Annotated in this window: 19 protein-coding genes and 1 pseudogene; 12 read left to right on the plus strand and 8 right to left on the minus strand. The window is 71.5% G+C overall.

Annotated elements, in window-relative coordinates:
- Nucleotides 1–96 precede the first annotated feature (96 nt).
- Both IH26_RS0125225 and IH26_RS62220 read right to left on the minus strand, forming a co-directional pair.
- On the minus strand, nucleotides 97–774 hold the full coding sequence (locus IH26_RS0125225; protein WP_030438709.1) for a response regulator: 678 nt from the start codon (nucleotides 772–774) through the stop codon (nucleotides 97–99).
- Nucleotides 771–1,934 (minus strand): sensor histidine kinase, encoded by a 1,164-nt coding sequence (locus IH26_RS62220; protein ID WP_051808490.1) that lies wholly within the window; start codon nucleotides 1,932–1,934, stop codon nucleotides 771–773. Before IH26_RS62220 ends, IH26_RS0125225 begins: the two co-directional genes overlap by 4 nt.
- An 85-nt stretch (nucleotides 1,935–2,019) precedes the next feature.
- On the opposite strand from IH26_RS62220, the gene IH26_RS63085 reads away from it, so the two are divergent.
- The 4 genes and pseudogenes from IH26_RS63085 to IH26_RS64885 all read left to right on the plus strand — a co-directional run bounded on the left by IH26_RS63085 (nucleotide 2,020) and on the right by IH26_RS64885 (nucleotide 4,898).
- A complete protein-coding gene (locus IH26_RS63085; protein ID WP_051808491.1) occupies nucleotides 2,020–3,843 on the plus strand; it encodes a glycoside hydrolase family 5 protein in 1,824 nt (607 codons plus the stop codon).
- A gap of 211 nt (nucleotides 3,844–4,054) precedes the next feature.
- Complete coding sequence (locus IH26_RS0125240) at nucleotides 4,055–4,291, plus strand: hypothetical protein (protein ID WP_030438712.1); 237 nt, start codon at nucleotides 4,055–4,057, stop codon at nucleotides 4,289–4,291.
- 1 nt (nucleotide 4,292) lies between these two features.
- Nucleotides 4,293–4,484, plus strand: a pseudogene (locus tag IH26_RS63090) (Clp protease N-terminal domain-containing protein); the annotation flags it as partial.
- Nucleotides 4,485–4,487: 3 nt separating this feature from the next.
- Nucleotides 4,488–4,898, plus strand: coding sequence for a Clp protease N-terminal domain-containing protein (locus tag IH26_RS64885; protein WP_483757044.1), 411 nt, complete (start codon nucleotides 4,488–4,490; stop codon nucleotides 4,896–4,898).
- Nucleotide 4,899: 1 nt separating this feature from the next.
- On the opposite strand, the gene IH26_RS0125250 is transcribed toward IH26_RS64885, so the two are convergent.
- Nucleotides 4,900–5,286: a hypothetical protein gene (locus tag IH26_RS0125250; protein ID WP_030438714.1), complete on the minus strand. Its 387-nt coding sequence runs from the start codon at nucleotides 5,284–5,286 to the stop codon at nucleotides 4,900–4,902.
- Between the two features lie 67 nt (nucleotides 5,287–5,353).
- Here IH26_RS0125250 and IH26_RS0125255 point away from each other — a divergent pair, with 67 nt between their 5' ends.
- Nucleotides 5,354–5,803, plus strand: coding sequence for a hypothetical protein (locus tag IH26_RS0125255; RefSeq protein ID WP_245665496.1), 450 nt, complete (start codon nucleotides 5,354–5,356; stop codon nucleotides 5,801–5,803).
- 16 nt (nucleotides 5,804–5,819) lie between these two features.
- On the opposite strand, the gene IH26_RS0125260 is transcribed toward IH26_RS0125255, so the two are convergent.
- Entirely contained in the window at nucleotides 5,820–6,458 is a 639-nt protein-coding gene (locus IH26_RS0125260; RefSeq protein ID WP_030438716.1) for a hypothetical protein, read from the minus strand.
- 172 nt (nucleotides 6,459–6,630) lie between these two features.
- Here IH26_RS0125260 and IH26_RS0125265 point away from each other — a divergent pair, with 172 nt between their 5' ends.
- Both IH26_RS0125265 and IH26_RS58230 read left to right on the plus strand, forming a co-directional pair.
- On the plus strand, nucleotides 6,631–6,918 hold the full coding sequence (locus IH26_RS0125265; protein WP_030438717.1) for a hypothetical protein: 288 nt from the start codon (nucleotides 6,631–6,633) through the stop codon (nucleotides 6,916–6,918).
- A 96-nt stretch (nucleotides 6,919–7,014) separates the two neighbouring features.
- Complete coding sequence (locus tag IH26_RS58230; protein ID WP_084599055.1) at nucleotides 7,015–7,677, plus strand: serine hydrolase; 663 nt, start codon at nucleotides 7,015–7,017, stop codon at nucleotides 7,675–7,677.
- A 35-nt stretch (nucleotides 7,678–7,712) separates the two neighbouring features.
- On the opposite strand, the gene IH26_RS0125280 is transcribed toward IH26_RS58230, so the two are convergent.
- Nucleotides 7,713–8,105, minus strand: coding sequence for a GNAT family N-acetyltransferase (locus tag IH26_RS0125280; RefSeq protein ID WP_342668304.1), 393 nt, complete (start codon nucleotides 8,103–8,105; stop codon nucleotides 7,713–7,715).
- A 133-nt stretch (nucleotides 8,106–8,238) separates the two neighbouring features.
- Here IH26_RS0125280 and IH26_RS0125285 point away from each other — a divergent pair, with 133 nt between their 5' ends.
- From IH26_RS0125285 to IH26_RS0125295, 3 genes are read left to right on the plus strand one after another with little or no spacing between them, the layout of a single operon-like run.
- Nucleotides 8,239–9,612 (plus strand): alpha/beta fold hydrolase, encoded by a 1,374-nt coding sequence (locus IH26_RS0125285; RefSeq protein WP_030438721.1) that lies wholly within the window; start codon nucleotides 8,239–8,241, stop codon nucleotides 9,610–9,612.
- 46 nt (nucleotides 9,613–9,658) lie between these two features.
- Complete coding sequence (locus tag IH26_RS0125290) at nucleotides 9,659–10,099, plus strand: MarR family winged helix-turn-helix transcriptional regulator (protein WP_030438722.1); 441 nt, start codon at nucleotides 9,659–9,661, stop codon at nucleotides 10,097–10,099.
- A 1-nt stretch (nucleotide 10,100) separates the two neighbouring features.
- Nucleotides 10,101–11,069 carry a pirin family protein gene (locus IH26_RS0125295; RefSeq protein WP_030438723.1) on the plus strand — a complete coding sequence of 323 codons (969 nt, stop codon included), beginning with the start codon at nucleotides 10,101–10,103 and terminating at the stop codon, nucleotides 11,067–11,069.
- A 100-nt stretch (nucleotides 11,070–11,169) separates the two neighbouring features.
- Here the strand turns inward: IH26_RS0125295 and IH26_RS0125300 are convergent, their stop codons facing one another.
- A complete protein-coding gene (locus IH26_RS0125300) occupies nucleotides 11,170–12,753 on the minus strand; it encodes a methyl-accepting chemotaxis protein (protein ID WP_030438724.1) in 1,584 nt (527 codons plus the stop codon).
- Entirely contained in the window at nucleotides 12,753–13,808 is a 1,056-nt protein-coding gene (chvE, locus tag IH26_RS0125305) for a multiple monosaccharide ABC transporter substrate-binding protein (RefSeq protein WP_245665497.1), read from the minus strand. The genes IH26_RS0125300 and chvE overlap by 1 nt, the downstream gene beginning before the upstream one ends.
- A gap of 84 nt (nucleotides 13,809–13,892) precedes the next feature.
- On the opposite strand from chvE, the gene IH26_RS0125310 reads away from it, so the two are divergent.
- On the plus strand, nucleotides 13,893–14,144 hold the full coding sequence (locus IH26_RS0125310; protein ID WP_030438726.1) for a hypothetical protein: 252 nt from the start codon (nucleotides 13,893–13,895) through the stop codon (nucleotides 14,142–14,144).
- Here IH26_RS0125310 and IH26_RS0125315 read toward each other — a convergent pair.
- Entirely contained in the window at nucleotides 14,137–14,889 is a 753-nt protein-coding gene (locus IH26_RS0125315) for an alpha/beta fold hydrolase (protein ID WP_030438727.1), read from the minus strand. The two genes, IH26_RS0125310 and IH26_RS0125315, sit on opposite strands and share 8 nt — an antisense overlap.
- 73 nt (nucleotides 14,890–14,962) lie before the next feature.
- On the opposite strand from IH26_RS0125315, the gene IH26_RS0125320 reads away from it, so the two are divergent.
- Nucleotides 14,963–16,159, plus strand: coding sequence for an aminopeptidase (locus tag IH26_RS0125320; RefSeq protein ID WP_030438728.1), 1,197 nt, complete (start codon nucleotides 14,963–14,965; stop codon nucleotides 16,157–16,159).
- The last annotated feature ends 14 nt before the right edge of the window (nucleotides 16,160–16,173 follow it).

A 16,173-nucleotide genomic window follows, 5' to 3' on the forward strand; every position in this document is an offset into this window, starting at 1 on the left:
GCGGTCGCATCCCGGTGTTGGATGTGGCCGTTTCGCGGACGCCGTCAGGCGCCACCTGGGCCACGCCGCAGCCCCGCGTGATCCACCAGATAGGCCCTAAGATCCCGGCCGGATCAGGCCGGTCTCGTAGGCGAAGACGACGATCTGCACCCGGTCGCGCAGCTCGAGCTTGGTCAGGATCCGGCCGACGTGTGTCTTGACGGTGGCCTCGGCGAGCACCAGCCGCTCGGCGATCTCGGTGTTGGACAGGCCCTGCGCCACCAGCACCAGCACCTCCCGCTCGCGCTCGGTGAGCACGGCCAGCGGATCGTCACCGCCGGCCGTGCCGGGGCGGGCCACCATCTGGTCGGCGAACCGGTCGAGCAGGCGCCGGGTGATCCGCGGCGCCACCACGGCGTCGCCGCCGGCCACCACGCGGATCGCGGCCAGCAGGTCCTCGGGCGGCGCGTTCTTGAGCAGGAAGCCGCTCGCGCCGGCCTGCAGCGCCGCGAACGCGTCGGCGTCGGTGTCGAAGGTGGTGAGCACCAGCACCCGGGGCGTCTCGGCGCCCCGGGCGCGCAACCGCCGGGTGGCCTCGACGCCGTCCATGACCGGCATCCGCACGTCCATCACGACCACATCGGCCGGCACGGCGCTCAGCAGCCGCAGCGCCTCGGCGCCGTCGCCGGCCTCGCCCACCACCGACAGGTCCCGCTGGGCCGCGAGAATCATCCGGAACCCGGCCCGGACCAGCGGCTGGTCGTCCACGACGACGACCCGGGTCGGCGCGTTCACCCCGCCCCCAGCGGAATCGTGGCGCGCACCCGCCAGCCGCCGCCCAGCACCGGGCCGGCCTCGAACTCGCCGCCGTGCACGGCCACCCGCTCCCGCATCCCGATCAACCCATGCCCGTCCGGCCGGTCCGGCGTCGGCGCGATGGCCCCGCTGCCGTCGTCGGCCATCTCCATCTCCACGGATGTCGGAGCGTACCGAACGGTGAGCCGCCCGGTCGCGCCCTGCCCGGCGTGCCGGAGCACGTTGGTGAGCGACTCCTGGACCAGCCGGTAGAGGGTCAGCTCCACCGCCGGCGGCACCCCCGTCCGCTCGCCCTGGACCTCGACGGCGATCGGGAGCCCGGCGGAGCGGGCCCGCTCGACCAGCTGCTCCAGGGTGATCCGCCGATGCTCGTCCGCGTCCGGCGGCGCATCGCCGGCGCCGCGGAGAACCCCGACGAGGCGCCGCATGTCCTCGAGCGCCTCCCGCCCGGTGGCGCCGACCTGTTTGATCGCCGCCCGGGCCTGGGCCGGCTCGGCGTCCAGCGCATAACTCGCCCCGTCCGCCTGCACGATCATCACGGCGAGGCTGTGCGCCACCACGTCGTGCAGCTCCCGTGCGATCGCGGCGCGCTCCTCGGCGACCGCTATCCGGGCCAGGTGGTCGCGCTCCCGCTCGGCGGTGGCCGCCCGCTCTTCCAGCCCGGCCACATACTGCCGGCGGGTGCGCACGGCCAGGCCGCCCAGCCAGGTGCCGCCGCACAGGGCGAGGTACAACGCGATCACGTAGAGCTGATCGCGCTGCGGGTGCCGGACCACCTCGAACACGATGCCGATGGCCACCGGCACGGCGGCGAGCACCGCGTCGGACAGCCACCGGCCGTACTTGACCACCGAATACATCGCGATCAGCACGGCCGCGTCGTAGGGCACCGGGTCGTCGGCCGGCGGAAACCAGAGGACCTGCTGCAGCGCGAGCAGCGACACCACCGCCATGGTGGACAGCGGGAAGCGACGCCGGACGAGCAGGGCCATCGCCATGCCGAACCCGATCGCCCGCACCGGGCCGGTCATCGTCCGCGGCACACTGGTCAGCGCCAGGGTGACCACGAAAAGCGACACGAGCAGGTCGAATAGGAATGACCGCGCCCGCTCGTCGGCCCAGCCCAGCACCCACCTCATGAAATTCGCCTTAAGTCTTGATCCGCTCGTGGGAGCGCTCCCGTATGGCTTGCCGTAGGCAAACTCGGGAGAGGCGCGGGTTCCAATGTACAGATCCAAGGTCGGTCTGGGCCGATTCAAACAGCGCCGGTGGCAAGCGTACGCGGTCGCCGGCGTCGCCGTCGTCGTGGCCGGCGCCGGATTGGGCATCGCCTCCGCCAGCGAGACGGTGCCTACGGTCAACTGTCCCCAGGTCGCGGTCAACGTCGCGGTGCCGGCCCAGCAGCGGGCCGACGTGCAGAACAACCTCAAGCTGCTCAACACCCAGATCGACGAGGCCAACAACCGGCTGAAGACGACCGTCGGCCAGGGCGGGCCCCAATTCATCAACAACGCGATCCTCGGCCCGCTCAAGGACAAGCGCTTCGCCACCATCAACCGGATCGAGACGGCGATCGGCCGCAACGCCCCCAAGCCCAACCTGAACGCCGAGGGCCTCTCCGCCTGCACGCTGAACAAGAACGGCGGCGCGTCGAAGAAGCAGAACACGGCGCTGTCGGCGGCCGCCACCGCGGCCCAGCCGGTGCCGACGGTCAACTGCCCGACGGTGAAGATCACCGTCGCCGTGCCGGCCCAGCAGAAGGCCGACGTCGACCGGAACCTGGAGCTGCTCAAGACCCAGATCGACGAGGCGAACCAGCGGTTGCGCACCACCGTCGGCCAGGGCGGCCCTCAGTTCATCAACAACGCGATCCTCGGCCCGCTCAAGGACAAGCGCTTCGCCACCATCAACCGGATCGAGACGGCGATCGGCCGCAACGCCCCGAAGCCCAACCTCAACGCCGAGGGCCTCTCCGCCTGCACGCTGAACAAGGCGACCGTTCCGGCCCCGACGAAGGCCCCGGCCCCGGCTCCGACCGCGACCGCATCCGTCGCGCCGGCGCCGACCACCCAGGCTCCCGCGCCGGCCCAGCCGGGCACGAAGGCGCCGGCCGGCTCCCCGGTGGCGGTCAACGGCCAGCTGAGCGTCTGCGGCGTGCACCTGTGCAACCAGTCCGGCACGCCGATCCAGCTGCGCGGCATGAGCAGCCACGGCCTGCAGTTCTTCCCGAACTGCGTGAACGCCAACTCGCTGAACGCGCTGCGCAACGACTGGAAGGCCGATTTCATCCGGCTGTCGATGTACGTGCAGGAGGGCGGCCTCGCCAGCGACCCGACCGGCTTCACCAACAAGGTGAACGGCCTGGTCGACACCGCTACGGCGCTCGGCCTCTACGTCGTGGTCGACTTCCACATCCTCACGCCGGGTGACCCCAACTTCAACCTTGGCCTGGCCAAGACCTTCTTCGCGAACGTGACGGCCAAGCACGCCGGCAACACCAACGTGCTCTACGAGATCGCCAACGAGCCGAACGGCGTGAGCTGGGACGCGATCAAGTCGTACGCGGACCAGGTGATCCCGGTGGTGCGGAAGAACGCGCCGAACAGCGTCGTGCTGGTGGGCACCCGCGGCTTCTCGTCGCTGGGCCTCACCGACGGCAGCGACGAGAAGGAGATCCTGGCGGACCCGGTGAACTTCAAGAACGTGATGTACACGTTCCACTTCTACGCCGCCTCGCACGGCGCCGATCGCCGGGCCGTGGTGGCCCGGGCGGCCAAGGAACTTCCGCTCTTCGTCACCGAGTTCGGCAGCCAGACCTTCACCGGCGACGGCACCAACGATTTCACGAGCACCACCGCCTGGCTGGACCTGCTCAAGAGCAACAAGATTTCGTACGGCATGTGGAGCTTCTCCGACAGCCACGAATCGAACGCCGTCTTCAAGCAGGGCACCTGCGCGGGCACGAACTTCGCCGGCACGGGCGTGCTGACGGCGACGGGCCGCTACATCCGCAGCCGCATCCTCACCGGAGTCGGCAACCCCAACTGAGTCACCCGCACCGGCCACGGCCGCAACCCCCGCCAGGGTTGCGGCCGTGCTGTTTTGCCATGCAGGACAGCCCGGAGGCCGCGGTCGGAGGGTGACCCACGACGGCGCGAGGCGCTGCACCGGGGACTTGTGTCTCCCGTACGTCCAAGTGGTTTTGCGTTTGTGTCAACCGGGGTTGACGTTTGCGGGCATGTCAACGTAAGTTGACAGCATGACTGAGGCAACCGACCTCGCGGCGGCGGCCGGCAGTGCCGATCCCCGGGTGGGGCTGCGTGCCGTCGTGGCACTGCGCCGCCTGCTCGAAGGGCTGGAGCATCTGCAGGTCGCCAACGCTCGCCGCAACGGCTGGTCCTGGCAGGAGATCGCCGACGCGCTCGACGTGACCCGCCAGGGCGTTCACAAGAAGCACGCGCACCTGATCCCCGCGCGCGACCCACGGGAGGGCTGAGATGTTCGAACGGTTCACGACGGCGTCACGCGAGGTCGTCATCAACGCTCAGCAGGAGGCTCGCCGGCTGGGCCATCCCTTCATCGGCACCGAGCACGTGCTGCTCGGCCTGATCCACGACCCGCAGGGCTCGACCGGTCGCCTGCTGCGGCCGGCCGGGGTGGTCGAGGCCGCGGTCCGCGCGGACATCCAGCGGCTGGTCGGCGACAAGTTCGAGCTCGACCTGTCGTTCACCGAGACCGACGCCGAGGACGCGGCCGCGCTCAAGGCGATCGGCATCGACCTCGCCAAGGTGCGGGCCGCGATCGAGGAGAGCTTCGGGGCCGGCTCGCTGCAACTGTCCCGGCCGTCGCCCCGGCGGCGCGGCCTGTTCGGCCGGAAGACCGGCGGACATCTTCCGCTCACCTCGCGGGCGAAGAAGGTGCTCGAGCTGTCGCTGCGGGAGGCGATCCGGCTGAACCACAACTTCATCGCGCCCGAGCACATCATGCTCGGCCTGCTGCGCGAGGGCGAGGGGCTGGCCTGCCGGATCCTGGCCGACCACGAGGTCGACTTCGCGAAGCTGCGGGCCGACCTGGCCGATTCGGTACGGCACGAGGCGGCGTGACTCAGCCGCGGTAGTAGATGCGGAGCTGGTGGCCGTTCGCGGTGTGGTGCCAGCCGACATCGCCCAGCACGTCGATGTCCGGCCGGCGCCGCAGCCACTCGGCGGCCATCGCGAACGCCTCCGCCGGGGTGCGGCCGACGAACGAGACCCGTCGCTCCCACTCCTCGATCACCCGGGCGCCCGGCCCGGTGATCACCGCGGTCGGCCCGACCCGCCGGCCGTTGCGCACCGCCTGCACGAACCAGTCGTCGACATCCTCGTCGTGCTCGACGGCCCAGCCGTCGAACCGGTCGATGTCGTTGGCGATCGCGCTGCGGGCGCAGTTGAGGGCGGCGTCCAGGGTGGCGAGCTCGATCTCCTCGCCGTTGTACTCCACCCGGTACGCCATGCCCGTCCTCCTGAACGGCGTTGATGATAATGGAGCAAACATGAAACTGAGGCGTACCTTCGAAGACATGAGCATGCGGTGGTGGTCGATCGAGGTCCGCGACGGGGTGCTGCCGGCGCAGCGCTGGAAGGACGGCTACGGCGAGGCACTCCTCGAAGCAGCCATCACCAACGGGGCCCGTCGCTGGGAGTGGACGGTGATTCCCGGCGGCGTGGTCCTGGAGGTGGCGTTCCGTGAGTCGGAGGAGTGGGAGCGCTTCCGCGCCCTGCCGGTGGTGACGGCGGCGCTGGACGCGACCCCCGACCCGGTCAACGGGCTGTACGTCTACCCGGGCCGGGGCGGCAACGCCTCCGCGCGGTCGCCGAAGCGCAAGCCGCGCCCGACCGGTGCGGGCGCCGCCGCGGTGCCGATCCCGGTGGAGCCGCCGCCGGTCGCCCGGCTGGCCGTCACCGAGCCGCCGGCCGAGCCGATCGTGGCGGGCTCCCCGGCCTCGTTCACGCTGGAGCCGGCCGCCTAGATGGCCGCCCGGCCGCCTAGATGGCCGCCCGGGCGTCGGCAGCCGCCAGGCCGGCCCGCATGGCTTCCCGCTCCCCCGGGTCCCACGGCCCCGAGTAGGTCAGCGGGATCTCCGTCATGAACCGCCGCTGGTCCGCGGGGATGCGGGCGACGACCAGGTCGGGGTTCGTGGCGGCGGTCTCGTAGAGGTCGGGGCCGTCGGCGTAGTACAGGTCGGCGACGACGAGCCGGCCGTCGGCGGTGCGGCGGACGTTGTCCGGGTTGTGGTCGAGCGGGCCGCACCAGGGCAGGTCGCGCCGGGCCCGCTCGTGCACCCGGCGGATCACTTCGACCAGCCCGGCCACCTCGGCGTCGCCCCGGGCGATGGCCTCGTGGAAGGCGATCGCCTCGGCCTCGGGCACCGGGCTCAGCCACTCTATCACCTGCAGGTCGCCGCCGCCGGCCAGGCGCCGGTGCTCGAACAGCGCGGGCACCTGGCGGGTGTGCGCGGCCTCCCGGTAGAGCGCCGCGGAATAGGGCCCGGTCGGGTCGAAGGGGCTGATCCGGGCGGCTCGGGCGCCGTCCGGCGAGCGCAGGGCGATGGCCCAGTCCCCCGCGCCGCCGTCGGTCCAGCCGGCCGCCCGAAGCGCCCGCTCCACCTCGCGATGATCGGCCATCCCCCGAGGGTAGAGGTGTCAGCGATCGGGCGGCGGCCGACGTCGCCCACCCTGCTGGCCACCGGGGGCGTCCAGGTGACGCTGCTGGGCGGTCGGCCCGCCCCTGTTCCGCCGTCTGAATCTTCGGGCGTACGGGCTGGAGTGGCGGCACCCGCAGGTCGACTGCGCGCACGTGCTCGACGGGGGTGGCGCCGCCGCCCTGCACACGAGCGTGGCCGAGACCGCCGAGGGCCTGGGACCGGACGGGCCGGTTTGGCGCCGCTCGTTCGCCGGTCCGTCGGCCCACCACGACACCCTCACCGAGGACCTGCTCGGGCCGTTGCTCGGCGTCCCGCGCCACCCGCTGCTCATGGCCCGGTTCGGCCTGCCCGCGCCGGCCACCGCGCTGGCCCAGTTGTTTCGCACCGACGCCGCCCGGGCACTGCGGGCCGTGGTGGCGGCGCACGGCTTCGCCCGTTGAAGCGCCCGTTGAGCTCGGCCGTCGGCCTCGGCATGCGCCATCGCGGCTCTCCCCGCAGTCGGCCGTCGAGACGGCAGGACGCTATCGATCACGGAAATGATTCGACAAGAGTCTCTGAGTCGCGACCGAGGAGACACTGGCGGCGACCCGCGGCGCCGCCGGGACGGTGAATCCCGCCACCTCGGCGAGGGGGCACAGCGCCGCGGCGGCGGCCGGTCCGCCGTACGCGGCGAAGGTCAAGACAACCTTGACCAAGTACCTCAAGCCCACCAGCGACAACCCCAAGCACCCGGGGTACGCCGGAGCCGTCGCGCTCGTCCTGCAGGACAACAAGACCCTGATGGTCACCGCGGTCGGGCACGCCCTGCGCTACCAGGCCGGGCCGGTCGAACTCCCCGCCGCGCGATCGGCCAGATGCTGCTGGCCGGCGGCACCTACAACGGCAAACGCATCCTCTCGGCGGCAACCGTCAAGCAGATGCTCACCAACGTCAACAAGGGCAAGCCGGCCATCGACCCCGATCGCCCCCACCGCACCGCCGACCACGGCCTCGGCGTCGAGATCAACCAGCCCTGGTTCATGGGCAAGCTGGCCTCGGCCACCAGCTTCGGGCACACCGGCTTCACCGGCACGTCCCTGCTGGTCGTCCCCGCCCGCCGCCAGGTGATCGTCCTGCTCACCAACCGGGCCCACCCCAACTGGAGCTGGTCCGACCCCGACACCCACCGGGTCGCCGTCCACGACGCCATCGCCACCTGACCCGCCATCCCAGCCTCCCTCGCCGAGGACCTGGTTCAGGGGTCGAGGCGGAGCCGCATGGCCGGATCGGCGGTGCGGCCGAACCCCAGCGACCGATACAACGGTTCGGCCTCCGCTGAGGCTCGCAGATCCACCTTGCGTACGCCCTGCGCCCGGAACCACGCCAGCAGCGCGGTCATGCACTGCCGGGAGTAGCCTCGCCTTCGCATGTCCGGGTCGGTGGCGACGCTGAAGACGTAGCCGGTGCGGCCTTCCGGGTCGCCGGGGGCGCCCAGCCGGTGCTCGATCGTGCCGACGGCGCACGCCGCGAGGCCGGTGCCGTCGGGGCGGTCCACCACGAAGGCCGCGAGTGTCGGCGAGGCCAATCTGGCGACCAGAGTCGTTCGGGCCGGGGCTCGCCAGTCGTCGTCCCCAATAGGATGGTTCATGCTGGTTAGCATTACGGCACGTAGGCGGACCAATTCGTCCGCGTCACGGGCGGTGGCCGGGCGGGCAATCATGGCACGGAAGTTAACGGCGCCGGGCGCGCGCGGGGGACTGAATTTCCATTAACGTCCCAGCATGCTCCGAGCCGTGGGGTTGCTGCCGGCGCTCGTCTGGGGAGTGGTCGCGGCCTTCTGGCGGCCGCGCGGGCCGATCTTCCCGTACGAGGCGCTGGTCATCATCGCGGTCAGCGTCGTGGTGGGCGTGGTGGCCGGGCGGGTCTACCGGTCGCGGGCGGCGATCGTCTGGGCGCCGGTGCTGTTCGCGGCGGCCGGGGAGGTCACCCGGGTCGGGTTCAGCGGGCCGACGGTCGACTATCCGCGGGCCACGTATCTCGGGGTGCTCGCGCTGGTCGTGGGGCGCGGGCTGTACGCGCTGCTCACACTGCTGCCGATGGGCGTGGGCGCCGCCTACGGGGCCGGGTCCCGGCGGCAGAGCCGCAGCGCCTGGCGGTTCGCCGGGCAGTTCCTGGCCGCCGTCTTCGCGCTGGTGGTGGTCGCGACCGGGGTGGTCGTCGCGCTGCCGGGGCGGGTCGCGCCGATCACCGGCGGGGTCTCCGAGCTTGCGTACGCCGGGAAACTCGGCTTGATGATCCGCGGCGCTCGACCGAACCTCCCCGTTCTGCTGTTCGTCCCGGATCTGCCGGGCGGCTCGGAACTGGCCGCCATGCGTGACCGCCTCGGGGTCCTCGAGCAGCGGTTCCTCGTCGCGACCCTGGATCGGCGCGGTGGCGGGCGATCGTTCGGGGACCTCGATCCGACGCCGACGTTCACGGTGGACGACGAGACGCACAACGTGCTCGCGGCCGCCGACTACCTGCGGGCCCGGTTCCGGCAGGACAGGATCTACCTGGTGGCGCACGGGGGCGGGACGATCCCGGCGACCCTCGCGGCACAGGAGCAGCCGACCGACTTCCTCGCGTACGTCGGGGTCGCGCAACTGGCCGACCCCACCGCGAGCGACCGCGGCCAGTACGACGACACGCTCGCCTGGGCGCGCTCGCACGACACCCGGCTGGCCGCGGCGCTCACCCAGGTGGGCCCGCCGCCCTACGCCAACATCTACGGGTACGAGCCGATGCTGCTCAACGAGGACCGGGTGTTCGGGTCGGGCAACGACGCCGCCCTGGTCGCCGACGCGCAGGCGCCCGAGCTGTCGGCGCTCGAGAAGGTCCACGTGCTGTCCGGCTTCCTGGACTCGTTCGACGCGTTCTACCCGCGGACCCGCGACGTCGACTTCAAGACCCAGGTGCCGGCCCTCTCGATACCCGTCTATTTTGTGGAGGGGGAGGGTGAGGTGCCCGCGCGCGTACGGGAACTAGGTCTTTGGTCTTCGGTGTTGAAAGCGCCGCACAAGCAGACGGTCACGGTCAAGGACGCGGGGCATCGGGCGATGTTCGATCAGCCGGCGGCGTTCGCGAACCTGATGGCACGCGTAGTGGCCGGGTCGTGACGCAGGGCACTTGTTATTTCAGATTTGAAAGAGTTAGAGTCTCGGCATGGCCGATCCGCTGACCGACGACGAGGAGCGTGCCTGGCGCACGTTCATCGAGAGCTCGTGGGCGTTGCACACGGCGCTCGAGGATGATCTGCGCGCCAAGACCGGCCTCAGCATGAACGACTATCACGTCCTGGTTCATCTGTCCGAGGCGCCCGGCCACCGGCTGCGCATGGGCGAGCTGGCCGCCGCGCTGTGGTTCTCGCCCAGCCGGGTCACGTACCAGATCAATTCGATGGTCAAGCGGGGGCTCGTGCTGAAGCAGCCCTGCCCCGAGGACGGCCGCGGCCAGGAGGCCGTGCTGACCGACGAGGGGCTGGCCGCGCTGGAGACGGCGGCCCCGCTGCACCTGATCACCGTCCGGGACCGCTTCATCGACCGTCTCGACCCCGACGAGCTCGAGGTCGTCCACCGGGTTTTCGAAAAAGTGAGGAAGGCCTGAGATGCCCGCCATCACCGTCGACGACGTCCTCGTTCTGCCGCGCCTGCCGGAGCTCGCCCCGACCGCCGAGTTCCGCGCGGTCCGCCGGCTCACCACCGCGCCCTCCGGCTTCGAGGGCGAGGGCTTCCCGGTGCGCCGCGCCTTCGCCGGCGTGCCGGTCACCGAGCTCGACCCCTTCATCCACCTCGACCAGATGGGCGAGGTCGACTACGCGCCCGGCGAGCCGAAGGGCACGCCCTGGCACCCGCACCGAGGCTTCGAGACGGTCACCTACATGATCGACGGGATCATGGACCACCAGGACTCGCTCGGCGGCGGCGGCACGATCACCAACGGCGACACCCAGTGGATGACGGCCGGCCAGGGCATCCTGCACATCGAGGCGCCGCCGGAGCATCTGGTGGCGAGCGGCGGGCTGTTCCACGGCCTGCAGCTGTGGGTGAACCTGCCGCGGGCGGCGAAGATGATCACGCCGAAATACCAGGACATCCGGGGCAAGCAGGCGGCGCTGCTGACCACGCCGGACGGCGGCAGCCTGATCCGGGTGATCGCCGGCGAGGTGGCCGGGCACGCCGGGCCGGGCTCCACGTTCACCCCGATCAACCTGGCGCATATCACCCTGCAGCCCGGGGCCCGGCTCGACCTGCCCTGGCAGGCCGACTACAACGCCCTGGTCTACGTGCTGGCCGGGCGCGGCACGGCCGGCGTGGAGAAGCGGCCGATCCGGATCGGGCAGCTGGCCGTCCACGGCCCGGGCGAGGCGATCCGGGTCGAGGCCGACCGGACGCAGGATGCGAACACCCCGGCGATGGAGCTGTTCGTGATGGGCGGCCGGCCGATCCGCGAGCCGGTGGCGCACTACGGGCCGTTCGTGATGAACACCCGGGAGGAGCTGGCCCAGGCCTTCGAGGACTTCCAGAAGGGCCGGCTGGGCGTGATCCCCGCGGAGCGGATGCCGCACACGGATTAAGACGTCCCAGCCCGCGTCGAGAGTCTGCACCGGCTCGGCAGTGGCATGCACTCCCCCGGCGATGTGCGTGACGTCGGGCCCGTCCACCCGGCTGGGCCGGCTAAACCTTGAAGTGGCCGACCAGCGTCTGCAGCTTGTGGGCCATGGCGCTGAGCTCGGTCACCGCGGCGCGGGACTGGGCGACGCCCTCGTTGGTGACCCGGGAGGCGCCGGCCAGCCCGTCGATGGTGGCGGCGATCCCGCCGACGCCCTCGGCCGCCGCGGCGACCCCCCGGTTCATCTCCGAGGTGGTCGCGGTCTGCTCCTCGACGGCGCTGGCGATCGTGGTCTGGAACGCGTTGATCTGGGTGATCACGTCGGTGATCTCGCTGATCGCCTCGACCGCGCCGGCCGTGTCGGTCTGGATCGCCTGCACCCGCTGGGCGATGTCCTCGGTGGCCCGCGCGGTCTCCTGGGCGAGCTCCTTGACCTCGCCGGCGACGACCGCGAAGCCCTTGCCGCTCTCGCCGGCCCGGGCCGCCTCGATCGTGGCGTTCAGCGCGAGCAGGTTGGTCTGGGCCGCGATCGCGGTGATCACGTTGATCACGCTGGCGATCTCGGCGGACGAGTCGCCCAGCTTGCCGACCTGCTGGGTGGTCTGCTCGGCGATGGTCACCGCCTGGTTCGCCACCCGGGCCGCCTCGGCGGCGCTCTGGGCGATCTCGGTGATCGCGGCGCCCATCTCCTCGGCGCCGAGCGCGACCGCCTGCACGTTGTGGGCCACCTCGCCGGCGCTCTGCGAGACCAGCTCGCTCTGCCGGGCGGTGTCGGCGATGGCCCCGGACATCGACGCCGAGGTGGACGACATCTCCTCGGCGGCGGTGGCCACCGAGGTGGCGGTCACCGTGACCGCGCCGACCACGCCGCGCAGGTCGGCGAGGGCGGTGTCCAGGTCGCGGGCCATCTGGCCGACCTCGTCCCGGGCGGTCACCGCGGCCGTGGCGGTGAGGTCGCCGTGGGCGAGGCCCTGCAGCGCGGTGCGCACCCGCACCAGCGGCCGGGTGATCGACAGCACCACGATCCAGGCGAGCGCGACGACGACCAGCGTGGCCACCCCGACCGCGGCCCACATCACGTGGTTGCCGTCGGCGCGCTGGGCGGCGGCCCGGCTCTCGGCCGCGGCGACCACCCGGGCGAACTCGGCGGTGGCGTGCGCCAGGACGGTGGAGACCAGGTAGTTGTCGACGCCGATCTGCGCCCAGCCGAGCCGGGCGGTGGACTGGTCGCTGCCGGCGCTCGACACGTACCGGGTGATCACGTCGATGTAGTCGCCGTAGACCGAGCTCAGCCCGCTGACGGTCGCCTTCTGCGCGGCCGGCAGGCGGACCGCGGCGAGTTGGCCGAGCAGGTCCCGGGTCTGGGCGACCTCGGCGGTCAGCTTGGCGTTCTCGTCGGCCGCGTGCTCCCGCACCAGCGCCTCCAGGCCGACCGCCTTGAGCTCGCTGGCCAGCCGGTCGAGCCGCAGCACGTACGTGCCGGCCAGGTTCAGCCGTTGCAGGTTGCCGGCCGTACGGGTGGCCTGCGCCGAGGTCACCGCGCTCACCGCCAGGCAGGTGACCAGGGCGAGCAGGCTGACCGTGACCAGCATCGTGAGCTTGACGGCGACCGGCCGGTCCAGGAAGCCGCCCGCGATCCGGCGCCACATCAGCCCAGGTCCGATTGCTTGTAGTAGCCGCCGTCGATCAGCACCCGCTCGAGGTTCGAGCGGTCCACGCTGACCGGCTGCAGCAGGAACGCGGGGACGACCTTGACCCCGTTGTCGTACGTCTTGCTGTCGTTGATCTCCGGGGTCTCGCCGGACAGCTCCCGGTCGGTCATCTGCACGGCGACCTTGGCCAGCTCCCGGGTGTCCTTGTAGATCGTCTCGGCCTGGACCCCCTTGTTGATCAGCTTCACCGAGTCGAGCTCCGCGTCCTGGCCGGTCACCACCGGCAGCCGCTTGCCGCCCGAGCCGTAGCCGTGCTGCCGCAGGGTCTCGATGATGCCGCGGGAGATCCCGTCGTACGGCGAGAGAACGGTGTCCAGAGTGACCGACCGGTCCGCGCCGGCGAGCAGCCTCGCCATCCGCGCCGCCGCCACCTTGCCGTCCCACTGTTTCGTGGTGACCTGCGCGAACTTGGTCTGGCCGCTGGGCACGACCAGGGTGCCGCCGGTCAGGTACGGCTTGAGCACACTCATCGCCCCGTCGAAGAAGAATCGCGCGTTGTTGTCGTCCGCCGACCCGGCGAACAGCTCCGCGCGGCAGGTCCGGCCGCCCTTCTTGAGCCCGGCCTTGGCCACGATCGCGGTCGCCTGCAGCACGCCGACCTTGAAGTTGTCGAAGCTGGCGTAGTAGTCGACGTTCGCCGAGTCCCGGATCAGCCGGTCGTACGCGATCACCGGGATGTTCTTGTCGTGCGCGGCCTGCAGCGGGCCCTTGAGCGCGCTGCCGTCCACCGAGCCGATCACCAGCGCCCGGTCGCCGGCCGAGATCATGCTGTTCAGCTGGGATATCTGTTTCTGCACGTCGTTGTCGGCGTACTGCATGTCGGTGCGGTAGCCGAGCGCCCGGAACTGTTTGACCATGTTGTCGCCGTCGGCGATCCACCGGGCACTGTCCTTGGTCGGCATCGCAATGCCGATCGTGCCCAGATCGGGGGCCGACTCCGTGGCGCCGCCGTCCCCCGCGCAGCCACCGGCCGCGCTTGCGAGAACGGCCACGGCGACGATCGCGAGGCATCTCACAACTACCCGATCGGCAGGTACCCGGGATGCCTTAGCCGCGGACCGATCTAGGATGGCGAAATGAGCGACGACACCACGGCCGAGCAGCTGCGCCAGGAACTCCGCGACGTCGAGGAGGAGCTCGCCGAGCTGCGGCGGGTCGGCGGGGACGCCCAGGCGCGGCGCGGGCAGGACACCGACACCTCGGAGGGCTACATCGAGCCCGAGGAGATCGCCACCGAGCTGACCGGCATCGCTGAGAACGAGGCGATCATCGACACGCTGGAGCAGCGGCGCGACCGCATCCAGGAGAAGCTGGACGCGCTCAGCTGAGCGCCAGAAAGTCCAGCAGTACCGGGTTCAGCAGGTCGGGCCGTTCCATACTGGGCAGATGGCCGGCCCAGGCCAGCTCCAGCCGCTTCGCGCCCGGGATCACCGAGGCCAGGTCGTCGGCGATCCGGCGGAAGTCGGGCAGGTCGTGGGCGCCGGTGACCAGCAGCGTGCGGGCGGTGACGGCCTCGAGGTCATACTCGTAGGTGCGCTGTTCCGGCTCCTCGTCGACGCCCCACTGCACGTCGAAAACGTGGCGCTGCATTTCTCGTACGGCCGCGTGGGTCTTTTGATCTGCCTCCGGGCCCAGCCACTGGACCGCGTTGAGCTCGGCCGCCGCATCCAGGTCGCCGGCCTCGAGCAGCGCGTCCTCCCGCTCGCCGAAGGCGCGCAGCTCCGGGCCGCGCTCGAAACCGCCCACCGCGGTGCAGAGCAGCAGCAGGGCGGTCACCCGCGACGGGCGGCGTGCGGCGATCTCCAGCGCGACGCGGCCGCCGCCGGACGCCCCGACGATCGCGAAATCGTCGACCGCCAGCGAGGAGAGGACCGCCAGCACGTCGTCGGCGTCGTTGTAGAGGCCGGTCGGCACCGGGGAGTCGCCGAACCCGTTCAGGTCGCAGCGGATCGCCCGGAAGCCGGCCTCGACCAGCGCCGGGACCTGCGGATCCCACATCCGCCGGTCGACCACCGTGGAATGCAGCAACAAGACAGCCGGGCCATCGCCGGCCACATCGTGAGCGATCGTCATCGGGTCCGACAGTAGAGACCCGGGCGGCGCACCGCACCCCAATTAAGAAGCGTCATCACATAGGCTCTCCGGCATGGGACAGATCGAGCGATTGGCCGACCTGGTCGTGCGAGCCGGGGTCAACGTGCAGCCGGGGCAGGGAGTCGTGGTCGACACCGACACCGCCCATCTCGAGATCGCGCGGGCCGTCGTCGAGGCCGCCTACCGGGCCGGCGCCGGCTGGGTCGAGACGAATTGGACCGACGGGCCGATGCTGCGCTCGGCCGTCGACCACGCCAGTATCGAGGATCTGACCCGTGCCCGGCCGTGGGCGCTCGCCCGGATCGAGGAGTGGGCGGCGGCCGGCGTCGCGTCGATCGCCCTGGTCGGCGACGCGAATCCGCACCTGTTCGACGGCGCCGACCCGAAGAAGGTCGCGGCCCGCCGGTGGGAGGAGGCGCAGGCCCGGCGCCGCGCGCTGTTCGGCCGGATGCGGTGGAGCGTCGTCGCGGCGCCGAACCCGGGCTGGGCCGAGCAGATCTTCGGCGAGCCGGATGTGGAGCGGCTGTGGGCGGCGGTCGGCACCGCGATGCGGCTGGACGCGCCGGACCCGGCGGCCGAGTGGCAGCGGCGGTCGGCGACGCTGGGCGAGCGCGCCCGGCAGCTGGACGCGCTGGAGCTGACCGAGGTGCGGTACGTCGGCGAGGGCACGGACCTGACGGTGGGCCTGCCGGCGAACGCGCGCTGGACCGGCGGCGGCATGATCGACCCGGACGGCATCGCGTACCTGCCGAACATCCCGACCGAGGAGGTCTTCACCAGCCCCGACCGGCGGCGCGCCGACGGCGTGATCCGGGTGACCCGGCCGATGGTGATCCTCGGCCAGCTGGTCACCGGCCTGCGGGTCACCTTCCGGGACGGCCGGATCACCGAGGTGGAGGCCGACGAGGGCGCCGAGGTGATCCGGGCGCAGGTCGCCACCGACGAGGGCTCGGCACGCCTCGGCGAGGTCTCGCTGGTCGACAAGGACAGCCGGATAGCGAAGGCGGGCATCGTCTTCCAGAACACGCTGTTCGACGAGAACGCGGGTTGTCACGTGGCGTGGGGGCAGAGCTTCCCGTTCGCGGTCGAGGGCGGCCTGGCGATGAGCGAGCAGGAGCGCAGCGAGCTGGGCCTGAACATGTCCGGCGTGCACACCGACGTGGTGATCGGCGGCGACGGCATCACGGTGACCGGCACCGGCCCGAAGGGCACGGTCGAGATCATCCGCGGCGACGAGTGGGCGCTCTAGACCCGGGTCTAGAC

Origin of the sequence: Actinoplanes subtropicus (assembly GCF_000721705.1) — a bacterium.
GTDB lineage: Bacteria > Actinomycetota > Actinomycetes > Mycobacteriales > Micromonosporaceae > Actinoplanes > Actinoplanes subtropicus.